14 protein-coding genes are annotated in these 18,068 nt (G+C 70.1%); 5 read left to right on the top strand and 9 right to left on the bottom strand.

Translation table 11 applies throughout. From position 1 onward, the window contains the following. Positions 1-55: 55 nt before the first annotated feature. Both ACFY0P_RS19860 and ACFY0P_RS19855 read left to right on the top strand, forming a co-directional pair. Positions 56-2,221: a RecQ family ATP-dependent DNA helicase gene (locus ACFY0P_RS19860; RefSeq protein ID WP_388914395.1), complete on the top strand. Its 2,166-nt coding sequence runs from the start codon at positions 56-58 to the stop codon at positions 2,219-2,221. Between the two features lie 286 nt (positions 2,222-2,507). Then, on the top strand, positions 2,508-3,128 hold the full coding sequence (locus tag ACFY0P_RS19855; protein WP_388914392.1) for a hypothetical protein: 621 nt from the start codon (positions 2,508-2,510) through the stop codon (positions 3,126-3,128). 310 nt (positions 3,129-3,438) lie between these two features. Here the strand turns inward: ACFY0P_RS19855 and ACFY0P_RS19850 are convergent, their stop codons facing one another. The 3 genes from ACFY0P_RS19850 to ACFY0P_RS19840 all read right to left on the bottom strand — a co-directional run bounded on the left by ACFY0P_RS19850 (position 3,439) and on the right by ACFY0P_RS19840 (position 5,541). Next, positions 3,439-4,065 (bottom strand): hypothetical protein, encoded by a 627-nt coding sequence (locus ACFY0P_RS19850; RefSeq protein WP_388914390.1) that lies wholly within the window; start codon positions 4,063-4,065, stop codon positions 3,439-3,441. Between the two features lie 68 nt (positions 4,066-4,133). Beyond that, the gene (locus ACFY0P_RS19845; protein WP_388914386.1) at positions 4,134-4,835 is read right to left on the bottom strand and encodes a ribonuclease HII; all 702 of its coding nucleotides are present in this window, start codon (positions 4,833-4,835) and stop codon (positions 4,134-4,136) included. A gap of 82 nt (positions 4,836-4,917) precedes the next feature. Then, the gene (locus ACFY0P_RS19840) at positions 4,918-5,541 is read right to left on the bottom strand and encodes a TetR/AcrR family transcriptional regulator (RefSeq protein ID WP_388914383.1); all 624 of its coding nucleotides are present in this window, start codon (positions 5,539-5,541) and stop codon (positions 4,918-4,920) included. Between the two features lie 187 nt (positions 5,542-5,728). On the opposite strand from ACFY0P_RS19840, the gene ACFY0P_RS19835 reads away from it, so the two are divergent. After that, positions 5,729-7,276: an MFS transporter gene (locus ACFY0P_RS19835; RefSeq protein ID WP_388914380.1), complete on the top strand. Its 1,548-nt coding sequence runs from the start codon at positions 5,729-5,731 to the stop codon at positions 7,274-7,276. A gap of 531 nt (positions 7,277-7,807) precedes the next feature. On the opposite strand, the gene ACFY0P_RS19830 is transcribed toward ACFY0P_RS19835, so the two are convergent. From ACFY0P_RS19830 to ACFY0P_RS19820, 3 genes are all read right to left on the bottom strand, one after another. Beyond that, positions 7,808-8,737, bottom strand: a complete 930-nt coding sequence (locus ACFY0P_RS19830; protein ID WP_388914377.1) for an ADP-ribosylglycohydrolase family protein — start codon at positions 8,735-8,737, stop codon at positions 7,808-7,810. Positions 8,738-8,747: 10 nt separating this feature from the next. Then, a complete protein-coding gene (locus ACFY0P_RS19825; RefSeq protein ID WP_388914374.1) occupies positions 8,748-9,407 on the bottom strand; it encodes a histidine phosphatase family protein in 660 nt (219 codons plus the stop codon). Between the two features lie 86 nt (positions 9,408-9,493). Next, positions 9,494-10,099 (bottom strand): YdbC family protein, encoded by a 606-nt coding sequence (locus ACFY0P_RS19820; RefSeq protein WP_388914372.1) that lies wholly within the window; start codon positions 10,097-10,099, stop codon positions 9,494-9,496. A gap of 150 nt (positions 10,100-10,249) precedes the next feature. Here ACFY0P_RS19820 and ACFY0P_RS19815 point away from each other — a divergent pair, with 150 nt between their 5' ends. Beyond that, a complete protein-coding gene (locus ACFY0P_RS19815) occupies positions 10,250-10,783 on the top strand; it encodes a TerD family protein (protein WP_388914369.1) in 534 nt (177 codons plus the stop codon). An 83-nt stretch (positions 10,784-10,866) separates the two neighbouring features. Here ACFY0P_RS19815 and ACFY0P_RS19810 read toward each other — a convergent pair whose 3' ends face one another. Both ACFY0P_RS19810 and nrdR read right to left on the bottom strand, forming a co-directional pair. Next, positions 10,867-13,761 (bottom strand): vitamin B12-dependent ribonucleotide reductase, encoded by a 2,895-nt coding sequence (locus ACFY0P_RS19810; protein WP_388914366.1) that lies wholly within the window; start codon positions 13,759-13,761, stop codon positions 10,867-10,869. 164 nt (positions 13,762-13,925) lie between these two features. Further along, positions 13,926-14,477, bottom strand: a complete 552-nt coding sequence (nrdR, locus tag ACFY0P_RS19805) for a transcriptional regulator NrdR (protein ID WP_388914363.1) — start codon at positions 14,475-14,477, stop codon at positions 13,926-13,928. 503 nt (positions 14,478-14,980) lie between these two features. Here nrdR and lexA point away from each other — a divergent pair. Further along, positions 14,981-15,760, top strand: a complete 780-nt coding sequence (gene lexA / locus ACFY0P_RS19800) for a transcriptional repressor LexA (protein WP_133028126.1) — start codon at positions 14,981-14,983, stop codon at positions 15,758-15,760. A 143-nt stretch (positions 15,761-15,903) separates the two neighbouring features. On the opposite strand, the gene ACFY0P_RS19795 is transcribed toward lexA, so the two are convergent. Then, positions 15,904-17,880, bottom strand: a complete 1,977-nt coding sequence (locus tag ACFY0P_RS19795) for an ATP-dependent DNA helicase (protein ID WP_388914359.1) — start codon at positions 17,878-17,880, stop codon at positions 15,904-15,906. Positions 17,881-18,068: the final 188 nt, after the last annotated feature.

Raw genomic sequence — 18,068 nt, 5'->3', positions numbered from 1 at the left:
CTCCGGTATCCACAGGCCCGCCCGGCTGTCGGTCCCGTCCTGTTGTATGGGACGCATGGAGCACACGAGCAACGCGGAACTCCGGGCCCGGGCGGACGCCGTCCTCGCCCGTCTCGTCGGGGACGACACGGGCGCCGCCCGGCTGCGCGAGGACCAGTGGCGGGCGATCGAGGCGCTGGTCGCGGACCGGCGCCGGGCCCTGGTCGTCCAGCGCACGGGCTGGGGCAAGTCCGCGGTGTACTTCGTGGCGACCTCGCTGCTGCGAGCCTCGGGCGCAGGGCCGACGGTGATCGTCTCCCCGCTGCTGGCGCTCATGCGCAACCAGGTGGAGTCCGCGGCCCGGGCCGGTATTCACGCGCGCACCATCAACTCGTCCAACACGGAGGAGTGGGAGTCGATTCAGGCGGAGATCGCGGCCGGTGAGGTCGACGTCCTCCTCGTGTCCCCGGAGCGGCTCAACAACCCGGACTTCCGCGACCAGGTCCTGCCCAAGCTGGCCGCGGCGACCGGACTGCTCGTGGTGGACGAGGCCCACTGCATCTCCGACTGGGGCCACGACTTCCGGCCTGACTACCGGCGGCTGCGCACCATGCTGGCCGACCTGCCGCCAGGCGTGCCGGTGCTGGCGACCACCGCCACGGCCAACGCGCGCGTGACCGCCGACGTGGCCGAGCAGCTCGGCACCGGCGGCACCTCGGACGCGCTCGTGCTGCGCGGCCCGCTGGACCGGGAGAGCCTCAGCCTGAACGTGCTGCGGCTGCCGGACGCCGCGCACCGCATGGCCTGGCTCGCGGATCACCTGGACGAACTGCCGGGGTCCGGCATCGTCTACACGCTCACCGTGGCCGCCGCCGAGGAGGTCACCGCGTTCCTTCGGCAGCGCGGGCACACCGTGGCCTCGTACACGGGGAAGACGGAGAACGCCGACCGGCAGCAGGCCGAGGACGACCTGCTCGGCAACCGGGTAAAGGCGCTGATCGCCACCTCCGCGCTCGGCATGGGCTTCGACAAGCCCGACCTCGGGTTCGTGGTGCACCTCGGCTCGCCCTCCTCCCCCATCGCCTACTACCAGCAGGTGGGCCGCGCGGGCCGCGGTGTCGAGCACGCCGAGGTGCTGCTGCTGCCGGGCAGAGAGGACGAGGCGATCTGGGACTACTTCGCCTCGCTCGCCTTCCCGTCGGAGGACCTGGTGCGCCGCACCCTGGACGTTCTCTCCCGGGCCGGCGGCCCCGTGTCGCTGCCCGCTCTGGAGCCGCAGGTGGAGCTGCGCCGCTCCCGGCTGGAGTCCATGCTGAAGGTCCTCGACGTGGACGGCGCGGTCAGGCGGGTCAAGGGCGGCTGGGTCGCGACCGGGCAGCCGTGGACGTACGACGCGGACCGGTACGCCTGGGTGGCCAGGCAGCGCGAGGCCGAGCAGCAGGCGATGCGCGAGTACGCGGCCACGGCGGACTGCCGGATGGAGTTTCTGCAGCGCCAGCTGGACGACGAGGGCGCGAAGCCCTGCGGCCGCTGCGACAACTGCGCGCGGCCCCGCTTCACGGCCGACACCACCTCGGCCGCGCTGGACGCCGCGCGGGTCGACCTGGGGCGCGCTGGCGTCGAGGTGGAGCCCCGCCGGATGTGGCCGACCGGACTGCCGGCGATCGGCATCGATCTCAAGGGACGCATTCCGGCCGGTGAACAGGCTTCGGCGGGCCGGGCCTTGGGACGGTTGTCGGACATCGGCTGGGGGAATCGGCTACGACCTCTGCTTGCTTCCCAGGCCCCGGACGCGCCTGTGCCGGACGATGTCGCCCGTGCCGTGGTGGAGGTGCTGGCCGACTGGGCGAAGGGGCCCGGCGGCTGGGCCCCGGGTGCGGCCGAGCAGCAGCCGCGTCCGGTGGGCGTCGTCACCGTCGCCTCGCGCTCCAGGCCCCGGCTGGTTCACTCCCTGGGCGCGCGCATCGCGGAGGTCGGCAGGCTTCCCCTGCTGGGTTCCGTCGAGTACGCGGGCGAGGCGTCCCGGGTCCCGCGCAGCAACAGTGCCCAGCGGCTGAAGGCCCTCGACGGTGCGCTGACCCTGCCGCCCGGTCTCGCCACCGCCCTCGCCGAGGTCCAGGGACCGGTCCTGCTGGTGGACGACTTCACCGAGACCGGCTGGACCCTGGCGGTGGCGGCGCGCATGCTCCGCAGGTCCGGGGCGCGGGGGGTGCTGCCGCTGGTCCTCGCCGTTCAGGGCTGACCGGCCCGCCGCCGTTCGAACACGGCGGCGGGTGCGGCGTACGCGCGTGCCGCGCTCGAACGTCCCAGGGGTCGCCGGGCACCTCAACGGGTAGGGATATAAGCCACGCACCACCAGATAACAGTCGGTGGCCCCATTTGCTCGTTGCCGCATCCAAGTTCGACAGCAAGAATTGAGGTCCGCTCCCCGCACGGCTCGTCCGTGATCCGGTTGGGCTTTGCTGCGGTGCGCGCGGCCCCGAATCCGATCTCGCCCCCAGTGTGGGCGCGTAGCCGAAGGGAGGAACGTGACCTTCGGATTCGCTCCGTCCTCGGCGGCATCACTGTCGACGTCCGCGTCCGCCGCTTCCGCCAGTCGTCTGCTCGAGCCCGCGGAGTGGGCCGACGCCGGAATACCGCTGCTGCGCAACCCGCGCGAGGTCGTCAGCGGTCTGCACACCCGGCATCACCCCCGTCCGGGCACCGCGGTCGTCGCCGTCCTCGATCCGGAGGAACGGCTGTGTGCCAGCGCCTCCTTCGACCGACGCTCGGCCCCGGCCGACGGCTGGATGTTCCGCAACGCGCTGCTGGCCCAGTTGCGCCGGGTCATCCCGCACGATCTGCGCCGCCGCACCCCGGTGCGGACCGCCGTTCTGCTCTACTGCCGCGAGGGGGACGCGCGTTGGACGGAGGAGGACGGTGCCTGGATGTGGGGGCTGCGGGACGCCTGCACCCTGCACGGGCTGCGCTGCGGGGCCTACATCACGCTGACCCACGACGGCTGGCAGGTGCTCGGCGAGGGGCGCGGCGGACGGCGTCCCAACGCGGACTCGCCTCCCGAACCCTTCGCCCTGTCAGAGGCCCCGCCCCTTTCGCCGCGTACCGGAGGCGCCGCCTCCGAGGTACTGCGCCGCGCGGCCGCCCGCTGAACCCCGGCCCCGCAGGGGGGCACGGGCGGGCACACCCCGCCGGGCACGGCAGCGACCTGAAGAAGCCGTACGGGGTGCTCGGCGGTCACGCCGCGCTCCGCTCCGGAGCGGACGTCCCGCCCTCCCGCCGTCCGGTCACCCGACGGATCCGGCCCGGCCCCCGGGCTCCAGATCCTCCGTTCGCCGAACTACCGCGCCACGACGGGCAGCGGCTCCCGCCCGTCGTCCGGGCATGCCGAAGGCACCACCGTGCGAGTCACCACCGTGGCTCCTTCGGTACCTCCGGAGTCCCCGAGGTGCCGGAGGCAGCTCAGACGCCTGCGCCCAGCACCGCGTTGATGCGCTGCGGGTCGCCGCAGACGATCAGCAGGGCGCCGGCCCGGGAGAGGGCCAGCGGCAGGGCGGTGGCGGCGACGGTGTCGGGGCCGCCGTTGACCGCTACGACGACCACCGGGCGGGTCCCGGCACGGGAGGCGACGGCGGCGTCCGCGTAGAAGACGTCGTCGCCCGCGTCGTGCTGGGCCCAGTAGGAGGCTTCGCCGAAGGACAGCTCGTGGTCGGCCCACGGATGCTGTGCGCCGGTGGTGATCACCAGCACGTCGCCGGGGGCACGACCCGATTCGAGGAGCAGGTCCACTGCTTCCTCGGCCGCGTCGAGAGCGCTCTCGAGCGAGGCCGGGATCAGCTGGATCTGCGGGGCCGCCGCTGCCGCGGCGGGGACGGCCGGGCCGGACTGGCCTGGCGCGGCCACGTCACGCGGTGTGCGCTGCACCGGCGGCGTGGGCCGCAGAGGGCCGGGACGACCGGGACGCGACGGAGCCGCGGGGCGGGGGCCGGGTACGGGACGAGGGGTCGGCGCGGTACGGCCACTGGCCGGAGTGGCGCGGGGACCCTGGGCACTCTCGTGAATCTGAGGCTCCTCGGGAATGAGAGGCATGAGCTGATATTTATCAAACGTTGGTGCTGGTCACGTGAACCGGGTGGCACAACTGTGCGACCGGAAGGTCAGAAATCGAAGCCGAGCTGACCCTCGATCTCCGGAACGCTTCCCTCCGCCCAGCTGCGGACCTTCTTGAGGTGCCGCCACTGGGGCAGCGCATCAAGATACGCCCACGACAACCGGTGGTACGGGGTGGGGCCCCGCTCCTCCAGTGCGGCCTTGTGCACGGGCGACGGGTACCCGGCATTGTCCGCAAATCCGAAGTCTGCATGGTCGATACCCAGTTCGGCCATCATTTTGTCGCGCTGAACTTTGGCGATCACCGAGGCGGCGGCCACCGCCACACACGATCGGTCACCCTTGATGACCGTGCGCACCCGCCACGGGGTACCGAGGTAGTCGTGCTTCCCGTCGAGGATGACCGCGTCGGGACGCACCGGCAAGGTCTCCAGGGCACGGACCGCCGCGAGTCGCAGGGCGGCCGTCATCCCGAGGTCGTCGATCTCCTCCGGCGAGGCGTGCCCCAGGGCGTAGGCCGTGACCCACCCCCGCAGCGCCTCGGCAAGTTCCGTACGGCGCTTGACGGTCAGCAGCTTGGAGTCGGTGAGGCCCACGGGCGGTCGGCGAAGACCGGTGACCGCGGCACAGACGGTGACGGGCCCGGCCCAGGCGCCGCGCCCCACCTCGTCGACACCGGCAATGACCTTGGCTCCGGTCGTGGCGCGAAGGGAGCGCTCGACGGTGTGAGTAGGCGGTTCGTACGGCATGGCGCCCTTAGGGTACGCCGCACTGATCCCCGAGCGACACCCCGGCCTTCCGGACCGCGCCAGGGGCCGACGGAGCCGCGGCTCACGCCCCGCGCGACAGCAGCAGCGGAAGCATGAACCGGTCGATCATCTCCTCGATCTCCTGGTCGTTCCATTCGCTTCCGGAAATCTTGTTGCGGTACATCATCATCGCCGGAATGGCGTCGAGGACATAGCCGTTGACCGCGTCGGCACGCACCTCTCCCCGCTCAATGCCACGGGCGACGATGTCACCGATCAGCCGGATCGTCGGCCCCACCACCCCGTCGAAGATCACGCCATGGAACCGCTCGACCTGCAGCGGATCGCACTCGTGAATCACGGACCGCAACGCGAAGCCAGGGCGCGAGAACATCGCGTCCCGGGTCTGCCGGCACAGGGCCAACAGGTCCTCGCGCACGTTTCCGAGGTCGGGGGCCTCCTCCAGACATGGCAGGCCGGCCTGCAGTGCGTCGGCGACCAGTTCCTCCTTGGAGGGCCAGCGGCGGTAGACCGCCGCTTTCCCGGTCTGGGCGCCGGCGGCGACACCCTCCATGGTGAGGGCGTTCCAGCCGACAGTGCTGAGCTGCTCCAAGGCGGCGTCCAGGATCGCGCGTTCGAGGACCGCACCGCGCCGACGAGGGGAGGCCGCCTGCGGAGCTGCGGCGGTCCAGCGCGAGGTAACCATCTGAGTTTCTCCAGCGAGCGAGGGGAAGCGGGGATTCCGAAGCGGGGGACGCGGCGCGCGACGACAAAGGGGGACGCGGCGCGCGACGCGCAATTAAGTGAACGCTTGCGTTCTCTACCGAGGACTCACTACCGTTGACGCGACAGTGAACGCTGGCGTTCACTAACACCTTCGTGGGGGATCCATAGTGACAACCTCTCAACTGATACCGGACCAGAAACCAGGTGCGGCCCGCCGGCAGGGACGCCCCGGCATCGCGCTCACCGTGATTGCCGCCTGCCAGCTCATGGTGGTACTTGATGCGACGATTGTGAACATCGCGCTCCCGCACATTCAAGAGGCGCTCAAGTTCAGTACCACGGACCTCACGTGGGTGGTCAGCGCCTACACCCTCACCTTCGGCGGCCTGCTGCTCCTCGGCGCGCGGGCCGGCGACATCCTCGGCCGGCGCCGGGTGTTCATGACCGGCATCCTGCTGTTCACCTTCGCCTCGCTCCTCGGCGGTCTCGCCCAGGAACCCTGGCAGTTGCTGGCTGCCCGCGCCCTCCAGGGTGTCGGCGGCGCGATCGCGTCGCCGACCTCGCTGGCGCTGATCACCACGACGTTCCCCGAAGGTCCGGAGCGGAACCGGGCGTTCGGCGTGTTCGCCGCGGTCTCCGCGGGCGGCGGAGCCATCGGTCTGCTGGCCGGCGGCATGCTCACCGACTGGCTCGACTGGCGCTGGGTGCTCTTCGTCAACGTACCGATCGGGCTGCTGATCGCCGCCCTCACGCCGCAGTACATCAACGAGTCCGAACGGCACCCCGGACGGTTCGACATCGCGGGCGCGCTGACCTCCACCCTCGGCATGGCCGCCCTGGTCTACGGCTTCATCCGGGCTTCCGAGAAGGGCTGGCGAGACGGTCTGACACTCGGGTCGTTCGCCGCCGCGGTGGTCCTGCTGCTCGCCTTCGTCTTCATCGAGACCCGGGCGAAGGAGCCCATCACCCCGCTGAGGATGTTCGCCGACCGCAACCGCTCCGGCACCTACGTGATCATGCTCAGCCTGGCCGCCGCGATGTTCGGCATGTTCTTCTACATCGTGCTGTTCGTGCAGAACGTGCTGGGCTACAGCCCGATCAGGGCCGGTCTGGCCTTCCTGCCCGTGACGGCGGCCATCGCCGTCGGCGCCGGGCTCTCGCAGCGGTTCCTGCCCGTCCTGGGTCCGAAGCCGTTCATGATGACGGGTTCGGCGCTCGTGGTCGTCGGGCTCACCTGGCAGACGTTCATCAAGCCCGACAGCTCCTATCTCGGTGGGGTCCTCGGGCCCATGCTGGTCTTCGGTTTCGGCATGGGGCTGAACTTCGTGACGGCGACCGTCACCGCGGTCTCCGGCGTCGCCCCGCACGAGGCCGGAGCGGCTTCCGGGCTGCTCAACGCCATGCAGCAGGTGGGCGGTTCGCTGGGGCTGTCCATCCTGACCACGGTGTTCGGCTCGGCCAGCAAGGACGAGGCGAAGAAGCAGCTGCCGAAGTTCCTCGCAGGCGGTTCGCCGGAGCAGAAGGCGGAGTTCACCAAGACGCATCAGCTGCCCGCGCCGTGGGGACACGAGGTGCTCGCGCACGGCATCTCGACCGCGTTCGTCCCCGCCGCCGCCATGGCCGGGCTCGGGCTGCTCACCGCCTGGCTGGTGATCAAGGTCCGCAAGAGCGACCTCGAAGCCCTCGCCGGCACGGCGGGCCCGGGGTTGGGCTGACCCCACCGGGTCCGCGCGGAGCCGCAGCCGCGGACGGCCGGACCTCCGCCAGGGGACAGACGGCAGAGGCAGAGGTCCGGTCGACCGCATCGCGGCCGTCAGCGCCGCGGTCATCAGCGCCGCGGTCATCAGCACGGCGCACACCGCCGGAAGAGCCAACCCGACCCACACGACCGACACCTCCCCGCGACCACGCCTCCCGCCTGCCTGCCGGCTCATGCGCCCAGGGGGGCGGCTACGGGGAAAACGCCTGACGGTCACGCAGAGTTCCCACCAGGCACGGAGAGTTTCCTTATGGACCGCGGGATTCGACTTGGACCACGCATCATCGGGGCGGGGTCGGGCCGGGACCGACAAGGCTCCGCCACGGCACACCTCGACGGTCCTCGGACACCGGCCCCGCCCCTGGACGGCAGCGCCCCGCCTCGTCGTATGCCTCCGGGACGGTACGGCCTCGCGGCTTCCCGCACGAGCCGGCCGCGAAGGGCGTCGAACCGCTTCGTCTCGGCATCCGAGCCGGAGCTCAGTCGTTCAGCCGGCGACGCCGGTTCCCGTCCCCGCCGGCACCCATTCCGGCAGCGCCTCCGCCCGCTCCGCCCATGCGGTAGGCGGCGCGCCCGCCCTGCCGCCCGCGAGCACGCCGCCCACGATGGCGCAGGTGGTGTCCACGTCGCCACCCACCTGCGCGGTCGTCCAGAACGCCGTCTCGTAGTCGCCGAGGGCGCGTGCCGCGGACCAGAGCGCGAAGGGGACGGTGTCATGGGCGGTCGTACGCCGTCCGCAGCCCAGGACGGCCGCGACGGTGCCCGCGTCGGCGTAGTCGAGCATGTCGCGGGCGCGCCGCAGGCCCTGGCCGACGGCGCTCTTGGGGACGAGGGAGACCACCCCGTCGAGGAGCGCCTCGGGGCTCGGCGGGCCCCCGGGCGCGGCTGCCAGCGCCGCCGCGGCCGCCACGGCCATGGCGCCGACCACGGCCTCCCGGTGCTGGTGCGTGGGGTACGCGGAGATCTCGGCCTGGTGCGTGGCCTGCTCCGGATCGTCCGCGTACCAGGCACCCAGGGGTGCGATCCGCATCGCCGCGCCGTTGCCCCAGGATCCCCGCCCGTCGAAGAGCCCGGCGGCCAGCTCGCGCCAGTCGCCGCCCTCGCGGACGAGGCGCAGCAGGCGGTTGACGGCGGGGCCGTAGCCGCGGTCGAAGTCGTGGTGGGCGGCGAAGGAGTGGGCCAGTGCATCCTGGTCGATGCGCTGGTGGGCGGCCAGGACGGCGACGACGGAGCACGCCATCTCGGTGTCGTCGGTCCACTGCCAGGGAGCCGGAGGCAGCTCCCGCCGCTTCAGCAGCGGGTAGTTCGCCGGCACGAAGAACTGCGAGCCCAGCGCGTCGCCGACCGAGAGTCCGCGCAGGCTGGCCAGGGCGCGCTCCAGGCGCCCCGGGGTCGGGGAATCGAAGGAGGAGGTCATCGCGGCCAGCCTAGCCGCTCATCCAGTAGGGCTCCGGGTCCCGCCAGCGGTCGAACGGCTGGTTGAGCGTGTACTTGCCGTCGTCCCCGAGAACGAGCATCCGCATCTCGGCGTTCCCCGGGTTCGAGAGCGACTCGAACTCCGCGACCGTCCAGTGGAACCAGCGCATGCAGAACAGCCGCATCGCCAGGCCGTGGGTCACCAGGAGCACGTTGGGCGGGTGGTCCGGCGCCTCGAAGCTGCGGAACAGACTCTCCAGGAAGCCTCCGACGCGGTCGTACACGTCGGCCCCGGACTCACCCTGCGGGAAGCGGAAGAAGAAGTGTCCGTACGCGTCCCGGTACGCCTTCTGCAGCCGCACGTCGTCACGGTCCTGCCAGTTTCCCCAGTCCTGCTCGCGCAGCCGGGGCTCCTCGCGCACGCGTATGAGGTCCGGGTCGAGGTGGAAGGCGCGGAGGGTCTCGTGCGTACGGCGGTAGGGGGAGACGTACACGCTGACGCGCTCCTGGCCGAAGATCTCCCGGACGCGCTTTCCGGTCTCTTCGGCCTGTCGCCAGCCCCGCTCGGTCAGGGCCAGCGCGTGGTCGGGTTCCCGCTCATACACGGAGTCGTCGACATTGCCGGTTGACTCGCCGTGCCGGACAAGGACGATGCGCCGTGGTCGTGCCATGCCAAAACCCTAGATCGAGTGACGAATAATCGAGCACCCGGATGGGCCTCATACAGCGTAGGTCACACACATTAAGGGTTTGATTTTCAAACGATCCAGCTCGGTTCGAGCTCCACGATGTCGCCCGTGAGGGCCGCGATGTCGGCCTCCGTCTGGGCTCGCAACGCCAGCCGCTCCACCCGTTCGGTGCGGTACTTGCCGTGCTCGGCGGCCGACCGCCACATCGAAAGGATCATGAACTCGTGCTCCGGCGCCTCTGCGAACATGCCGCGGATCATGCCGGGCGAGCCGGCCATCGCCGGGTTCCAGACCTTCTCCTGCATGAGCGTGAAGTGTTCGACCCGCTCCTCGTGCACCCGGCAGTGGGCCACCCGGACCAGGTCGCTGTCCGTGAATCGCGGTTCGAAGCCGGTCTTCACGTCGAACCGGTACTCGAACAGCTTGACCTGCTGGTCCTTGTACGTGCCGGACTGGGACGCGGCCAGGCGGTCGTGCGAACGCGCCATGAAGGAGTCGTAGAAGGCACGGCTCTCCCAGAAGGCGAAGATGTGCGCCACTCCCGGCCGCTGCCGACTCCAGCCCCCGCCCTGTCCCCGAAATCCCGGCTCCCCCAGAAGCCCCGCCCATTTCCGCTGCCCCCGCTCGAAGCCCCGGCGGTCAACCACGGCGCAGCGAATCCACTTGACCAGCACCGCGCCATCGTAAGGCCATGAGGCGTGGCGTCGGTCACGCTCCGGCGGAGATCACCCGCGCATGCGCCCCCGCGCGCGTGGCACGATGGACAAAGAGCCTTGGCAAACCATCAGTTGGGGCAGTGACCTCTAGGGGGAAGGGGACGCGTGGTGAGCGGTTTCAGCAAGGCGATCCGCAAGGTCGAGGTCGCGGTGAAGTGGGATCCCAGCCCTTCCGGGCAGCCGCCCACGGATCTCGACGTCATCGCCGGAACGTTCACGGCGGCCGACCCGTACGGAACTCCGGCCTATCTGGTGCACTTCGACAGCCGTTCGCCCGACGGCACGATTTTCCTCAACCGGGACAGCCAGGACGGCAAGGGCTTCGGCTGGGACGAGGTGATGACGCTCGAACTGGACCGTCTCGACAGCCGGTACGCACGCGTGGTCGTCGGGGTCGTCATCCAGCAGCGGGCCACGCACCGGACGTTCGTGAATGTCCTGAACCCGGCGGTCCGCGTCCGGGAGGGCTACAACGTGCTGGCCGAGGACGACTTCGGCTCGGTCCTCGGGGCGACGGCGGCCACCGTCGCGGAGTTCGTGCGCGACGGGTCCGGCGACTGGAGCTTCCGGCCCGGGCTGCACGGGTTCGAGGACGACCCGGTGGTCTTCAGCCGGGAGATGGGCGGACTCGGCCGCCCCTGACGGCGGACCACCGCCCGTGCCAGGCAAACGGTAAGGGGCGCCGGCTATGGCCGGCGCCCCTTACTTCACCTCACATCGACTCGTCAGCTGCAGCCGCTGGTCGAGCCGCAGCCCTCGCAGATGTAGCAGGAACCGGCCCGCTGCATCTTCGTACCGCAGGAGAAGCAGAGCGGGGCGTCGGCCTGGATGCCCAGCTGCATCTCCACCAGCTCGGCGCTGGTGTGCGCCTGCTTCGGGGCGGGCTTGGCCACCTCGACCTTCGGGGCGGCCACGGCCTTCAGCTCCTGGGCCCGCGGCGCGGACTGGGCCAGACCTTCGACGTCGACGTCGTCATCGTCGATGGACGGCTCGTACGAACCGGTCTCCAGGTGCCGCTGACGCTCCTCGGCGGAGTGGATGCCGAGCGCGGAGCGCGTCTCGAACGGCAGGAAGTCCAGCGCCAGGCGGCGGAAGATGTAGTCGACGATCGACTGCGCCATCCGCACGTCCGGGTCGTCCGTCATGCCTGCCGGCTCGAAGCGCATGTTGGTGAACTTCGAGACGTACGTCTCCAGCGGCACCCCGTACTGGAGGCCGACGGAAACCGCGATGGAGAAGGCGTCCATCATGCCCGCGAGGGTCGAGCCCTGCTTGGACATCTTCAGGAAGACCTCGCCCAGGCCGTCGTCCGGGTAGGAGTTGGCCGTCATGTAGCCCTCGGCACCGCCGACGGTGAAGGACGTGGTGATGCCGGGACGACCCTTCGGGAGGCGCTTGCGGACCGGGCGGTACTCGATGACCTTCTCGACCGTCTCGCGGATGGTCGCCTCGGCCTTCTCGGTGACCTCGGCCTTCTCCTTCTCCTTGGTCTTGGCGGAGAGCGGCTGGCCGACCTTGCAGTTGTCGCGGTAGATCGCGAGCGCCTTGACGCCGAGCTTCCAGGCCTCGAAGTAGATCTCCTCGACCTCCTCGACGGTCGCCGTCTCCGGCATGTTGACCGTCTTGGAGATGGCGCCGGAGATCCACGGCTGGATCGCGGCCATCATGCGGACGTGGCCCATCGGGGAGATGGCACGCTCGCCCATGGCGCAGTCGAAGACCTCGTAGTGCTCGTGCTTGAGGCCGGGGGCGTCGATCACATTGCCGTTCTCGGCGATGTGGGCGACGATCGCCTCGATCTGCTCCTCCTGGTAGCCCAGGCGGCGCAGGGCCTGCGGGACCGTGCCGTTGACGATCTGCATCGAGCCGCCGCCGACCAGCTTCTTGAACTTGACCAGGGCGAGGTCGGGCTCGACGCCGGTGGTGTCGCAGGACATCGCGAGACCGATGGTGCCGGTCGGGGCGAGGACGGACGCCTGGGAGTTACGGAAACCGTTCTTCTCGCCGAGGCGCACCACGTCCTGCCAGGCCTCCGTGGCGGCGGCCCAGACCGGGGTGTCCAGGTCGTCCATGCGGACGGCCACGGTGTTGGCGTCGGCGTGCTGCTTCATGACGCGGTTGTGGGCGTCGGCGTTGCGGGCGTAGCCGTCGTACGGGCCGACGACCGCGGCGAGTTCGGCGGAGCGCTTGTAGGCGGTGCCGGTCATCAGGGAGGTGATGGCACCGGCGAGGGCGCGGCCGCCGTCGGAGTCGTAGGCGTGGCCGGTCGCCATCAGCAGGGCGCCGAGGTTGGCGTAGCCGATGCCGAGCTGACGGAACGCGCGGGTGTTCTCACCGATCTTCTGGGTCGGGAAGTCCGCGAAGCAGATGGAGATGTCCATCGCGGTGATGACGAGCTCGACGACCTTCGCGAAGCGCTCGACCTCGAAGGACTGGCTGCCCTTGCCGTCGTCCTTCAGGAACTTCATCAGGTTCAGCGAGGCGAGGTTGCAGGACGTGTTGTCCAGGTGCATGTACTCGCTGCAGGGGTTCGAGCCGTTGATCCGGCCGGACTCCGGGCAGGTGTGCCAGTGGTTGATGGTGTCGTCGTACTGGATGCCCGGGTCGGCGCAGGCCCAGGCGGCCTCGGCCATCTTGCGGAACAGGCTCTTGGCCTGGACCTCCTCGATGACCTCGCCGGTCATCCGGGCGCGCAGACCGAACTGGCCGCCCGCCTCGACCGCCTTCATGAACTCGTCGTTCACGCGGACCGAGTTGTTGGCGTTCTGGTACTGGACCGACGTGATGTCGTCGCCGCCCAGGTCCATGTCGAAGCCCGCGTCACGCAGGGCGCGGATCTTCTCCTCCTCCTTGACCTTGGTCTCGATGAAGTCCTCGATGTCGGGGTGGTCGACGTCGAGGATGACCATCTTGGCGGCGCGGCGGGTGGCACCGCCGGACTTGATGGTGCCGGCGGAGGCGTCGGCGCCGCGCATGAAGGAGACCGGGCCGGAGGCGTTGCCACCGGAGGAGAGGAGCTCCTTGGAGGAGCGGATGCGGGACAGGTTCAGGCCGGCACCGGAGCCGCCCTTGAAGATCATGCCCTCTTCCTTGTACCAGTCGAGGATCGACTCCATGGAGTCGTCGACGGACAGGATGAAGCAGGCGGAGACCTGCTGGGGCTGCGGGGTACCCACGTTGAACCAGACGGGGCTGTTGAAGCTGAAGATCTGGTGCAGGAGGGCGTACGCCAGCTCGTGCTCGAAGATCTCGGCGTCGGCGGGCGAGGCGAAGTACTTGTGGTCCTCACCGGCCTTCCGGTACGTCTTCACGATGCGGTCGATCAGCTGCTTGAGGCCGGTCTCGCGCTGCGGGGTGCCGACGGCACCGCGGAAGTACTTGCTGGTGACGATGTTGACCGCGTTCACCGACCAGAAGTCGGGGAACTCGACGCCACGCTGCTCGAAGTTGACCGAGCCGTCGCGCCAGTTGGTCATGACGACGTCACGGCGCTCCCAGCTCACCTCGTCGTACGGGTGCACGCCGGGGGTGGTGTGGATGCGCTCGATACGCAGTCCCTTGGTGGCCTTGGTGCCCTTCGCGCGGGAACTCCGTGCCGGACCGCTCGCCGTCTCTGTCATGCCGCCTCCCTGTACGGGCTAAAACGCCCTGAAATGCCACGATGTTCCCGTGACACACTGTTCTGTTTTCGCGTCGCGGGTGCCCTCAGCTGCCACCCGCGACAAGTCCTGGATCACCGTCCGACAACCGGATCCGGGCCCTCCGCCCGGTTCCGGTCCGTCCGTCAGCCGGCGATGTGAACGGGTGCGGGCACCTGCGCGCCCCCGCCTGGCCCTTGATCGTCCTCCTGGCCCCCCGCTCCCGCGTCTTCGTCGTCCGCGACGGGGTCCTGGGCCGCCCGCCTGAGCTCCGCGATCGCGGTCTCGAAGTCCTCGAGCGAGTCGAACGCCCGGTAGACCGAGGCGAATCGCAGGTAGGCGACCAGGTCGAGCTCCTGCAACGGGCCGAGTATGGCCAGCCCCACGTCGTGGGTGGTCAGCTCGGCGCTTCCGGTGGCCCGCACCGCCTCCTCGACCCGCTGGCCGAGCTGGGCGAGTGCGTCCTCGGTGACAGGCCGTCCCTGGCATGCCTTGCGCACGCCGTTGATGACCTTGGTACGGCTGAACGGCTCGGTGACTCCGGACCGCTTGACCACCATGAGCGAGCACGTCTCCACGGTCGTGAAGCGACGGGAGCAGTCCGGACACTGGCGGCGCCTGCGGATCGACGTGCCGTCGTCGGTCGTACGACTGTCGACCACACGGCTGTCGGGGTGCCTGCAGAAGGGGCAGTGCATGATCTCCAACCCTCCTCACAGCAGACTCAATAGCCTCGCTGGGCCACATGGGCCCCTCGAAGCAGCCCCAAGCATAGGCGATCTCAGAGAGACCGGAGACCCCGGGGACCACAACTTGTGGGCTGCGGTAGCAATCCAACCACTAGATGTGGTGATTGGCAGATACATCACCAGGACGCGCGTGTCGCACACGTACCGCTACGGCGGATACGGAGATACCGTGGGCGCCGCACGGAGGTCACGTGCGACTCCGGCGCAGATAGGGACGGACATCCCGGTCGGCAGCGCTCCGGATGGCAGACTGGACGCACCCACAAGGCCGTCCCCCGGCGGTGAAGAGTACAACAATGAGCCCTTTTGCCTGCCGGGTACCGCGTGAGCAATACACCCAGACCTGTGATCGCGTACGGTGAACCGCGTTTTTTCACTCGAACGTGTGTTTGGCGCAACCTTTCGAAAGCAACTACCGTTGTCCAGCAGGGAGACCATCGAGAGGGGCCGACGTGACCACGACCGCAGACAGTGCCACCATCACCGCCCAGGACCGCTCCCAGGGCCGACTCGACCCGGTGCATGCCATGAACGAAGCCGTGAATCCCGAGGGACACAAGCGTTCCCTGCCGGGCCGACCTCCAGGCATCCGGGCGGACAGCTCGGGCCTCACCGACCGGCAGCGCCGGGTGATCGAGGTGATCCGGGACTCGGTGCAGCGGCGGGGCTACCCGCCGTCGATGCGGGAGATCGGCCAGGCCGTCGGCCTGTCCAGCACCTCCTCGGTGGCGCACCAGCTGATGGCACTGGAACGCAAGGGCTTCCTGCGCCGCGACCCGCACCGCCCGCGCGCCTACGAGGTGCGCGGCTCCGACCAGGCCGTGACCGTGCAGCCGACGGACACCGCCGGCAAGCCCGCCGCGTCGTACGTCCCGCTGGTCGGCCGGATCGCCGCCGGTGGGCCGATCCTCGCCGAGGAGTCGGTCGAGGACGTCTTCCCCCTCCCCCGGCAGCTGGTCGGTGACGGCGAGCTGTTCGTGCTCAAGGTCGTCGGTGATTCCATGATCGAGGCCGCGATCTGCGACGGCGACTGGGTCACCGTCCGCCGCCAGCCGGTCGCCGAGAACGGCGACATCGTCGCCGCCATGCTCGACGGCGAGGCCACCGTCAAGCGCTTCAAGCGCGAGGACGGCCACGTCTGGCTCCTCCCCCACAACGCGGCCTACGAGCCGATCCCCGGCGACGACGCGACCATTTTGGGCAAGGTCGTCGCGGTACTGCGGCGCGTGTGACGCCTGCGGCGGGCGGGTCATCCCGCCCGCCCTCCGATCGGGCCCCGGGACCCCTGCGCCGGTTCCGGGGTCCTGCTCTGTCCGGACTCCGGCGACCGCCTGTCTCGGAACGCGGGTGGGTCGCCGGTCCGACCCACCCGCGATCACTCCGCCTCGGCCTGCCGCGCCGCCGCGTCGATCGCCGCCAGCGACTTGCGAACCTGGTTACGGTCCGTGGTGTACCAGAAGTCGGGCAGTGAGGACTTGAGATATCCGCCGTACCGCGCGGTGGCCAGCCGCTGGTCGAGTACGGCGACCACGCCGCGGTCCCCCGACGCGCGTACGAGCCGGCCGGCGCCCTGGGCCATCAGGAGGGCGGCGTGGGTGGCGGCGACCGCCATGAAGCCGTTGCCACCGGCGTCCTCGACGGCCTTCTGCCGGGCGCTCATCAGCGGGTCGTCCGGGCGCGGGAACGGGATCTTGTCCATGACGACCAACTGGCAGCTGGGACCGGGGACATCGACGCCCTGCCAGAGCGACAGCGTACCGAAGAGGCAGGTCCTGGGGTCCGCGGCGAAGTTCTTGATCAGTTCGCCGAGGGTCTCCTCGCCCTGCAGGAGTACCGGGAACTCGGGGATCCGGACGCGTAGTTCCTCGGCGGCCTGCTGGGCGGCCCGCATCGAGGAGAAGAGACCGAGGGTGCGGCCGCCGGCGGCCTGGATCAGCTCGGTCAGTTCGTCGAGCATGTCGGCGCGGTCGCCGTCCCGTGCGGGGCGCGACAGATGCTTGGCGACGTAGAGGATGCCCTGCTTCGGATAGTCGAAGGGCGAGCCGACGTCTACGCCCTTCCACTGCGGGAGGTCCTCGCCCTCCGTGCCCTCCGGGGCGAGGCCCAGGGATGCGCCGACGCCGTTGAAGTCGCCGCCGAGCTTGAGGGTCGCCGAGGTGAGGACGACCGAGCGGTCCGCGAAGAGCTTCTCCCTGAGCAGGCCGGACACGGACATCGGCGCGACCCGGAGGGAGGCGCCGAAGCGGTCGTGGCGTTCGTACCAGACGACGTCCCACTCGGAGCCGCCCACGATCCGCTCCGCCACGTCGTGCACTGTCTCCACGGAGGCCAGTGCCTGCTTGCGGACCGCGTCCTCGTCCTGCACCGACTTGTCGCGGGTCGTACCGAGCGCGGAGATCACGGTGCGGGCGGCGTCCCTGAGCGCAGCCAGGGCGTAGCCGAGGTCCTCCGGGATCTCCTCCAGGCGGCCGGGCAGCGCCAGCTCCATCAGCCGCTCGAAGCCCTCGGCGGCGGTCTGGAGCTGATCTGCGGCCTTCTCGTCGACCAGCTTGGCGGCGCGCCGGACCGCGCGGTTGACCTGGCCCGGGGTGAGTTCGCCGGTGGCGACACCGGTGACCCGGGAGACCAGTTCGTGCGCCTCGTCCACGATCAGCACCTCGTGCTGCGGGAGCACCGGGGCGCCCTCGATGGCGTCGATCGCGAGCAGAGCGTGATTGGTGACGACCACCTCGGCGAGCTTCGCGCGCTCACGGGCCATCTCGGCGAAGCACTCGGCGCCGTAGGCGCACTTGGACGCGCCGAGGCACTCCCGGGAGGAGACCGAGACCTGTGCCCAGGCCTTGTCGGAGACACCCGGTGTGAGGTCGTCGCGGTCGCCGTTCTCGGTCTCGTCGGCCCAGTCGCGCAGGCGCAGCAGGTCCTGGCCGAGCTTGCTGGTGGGCGCGGCCGCCTCGAACTGGTCGAAGAGGCCCTCCTCCTCGTCCTGCGGCATGCCCTCGTGGAGCCGGTGCAGGCACAGATAGTTCGACCTGCCCTTGAGCATGGCGAACTCCGGGCGCCGGCGCAGCAGCGGGTGCAGGGCGTCGACGGTGCGCGGCAGATCCCGCTCGACAAGCTGTCTCTGCAGGGCGAGGGTCGCCGTCGCGACGACGACCCGCTCTCCGTGCGCGAGGGCGGGCACCAGGTAGCCGAGCGACTTTCCGGTGCCGGTGCCGGCCTGGACCAGCAGATGGGATCCGTCGTCGATCGCTTCGGCGACCGATTCGGCCATGGTCACCTGGCCGGGGCGCTCCATACCGCCGACAGCTGTGACAGCGGCATGCAGGAGTTCAGGGAGTGAGGGCTTCGTCATAGCGCGACCACCCTACGACCCGGCACTGACAACCGGGCGATCAAGGCGAGGACCGGGGGTGGGATCACGCCGGGACTCCTGGACCGGCAGGCCAAGGGGGGACGGCCAGGGCGGAGGGCGAAGCGCCCGGAATTATTTCGGACAGCCGGGAACTTGATCGGTCGCCGCTTCGTACTACATGTGTACAC

Source organism: Streptomyces sp. NPDC001714, from assembly GCF_042892755.1.
Lineage (GTDB): Bacteria > Actinomycetota > Actinomycetes > Streptomycetales > Streptomycetaceae > Streptomyces.
The sequence above is the reverse complement of the archived record's forward strand: the minus strand, read 5'-3'. Positions and strand labels throughout refer to the sequence as shown.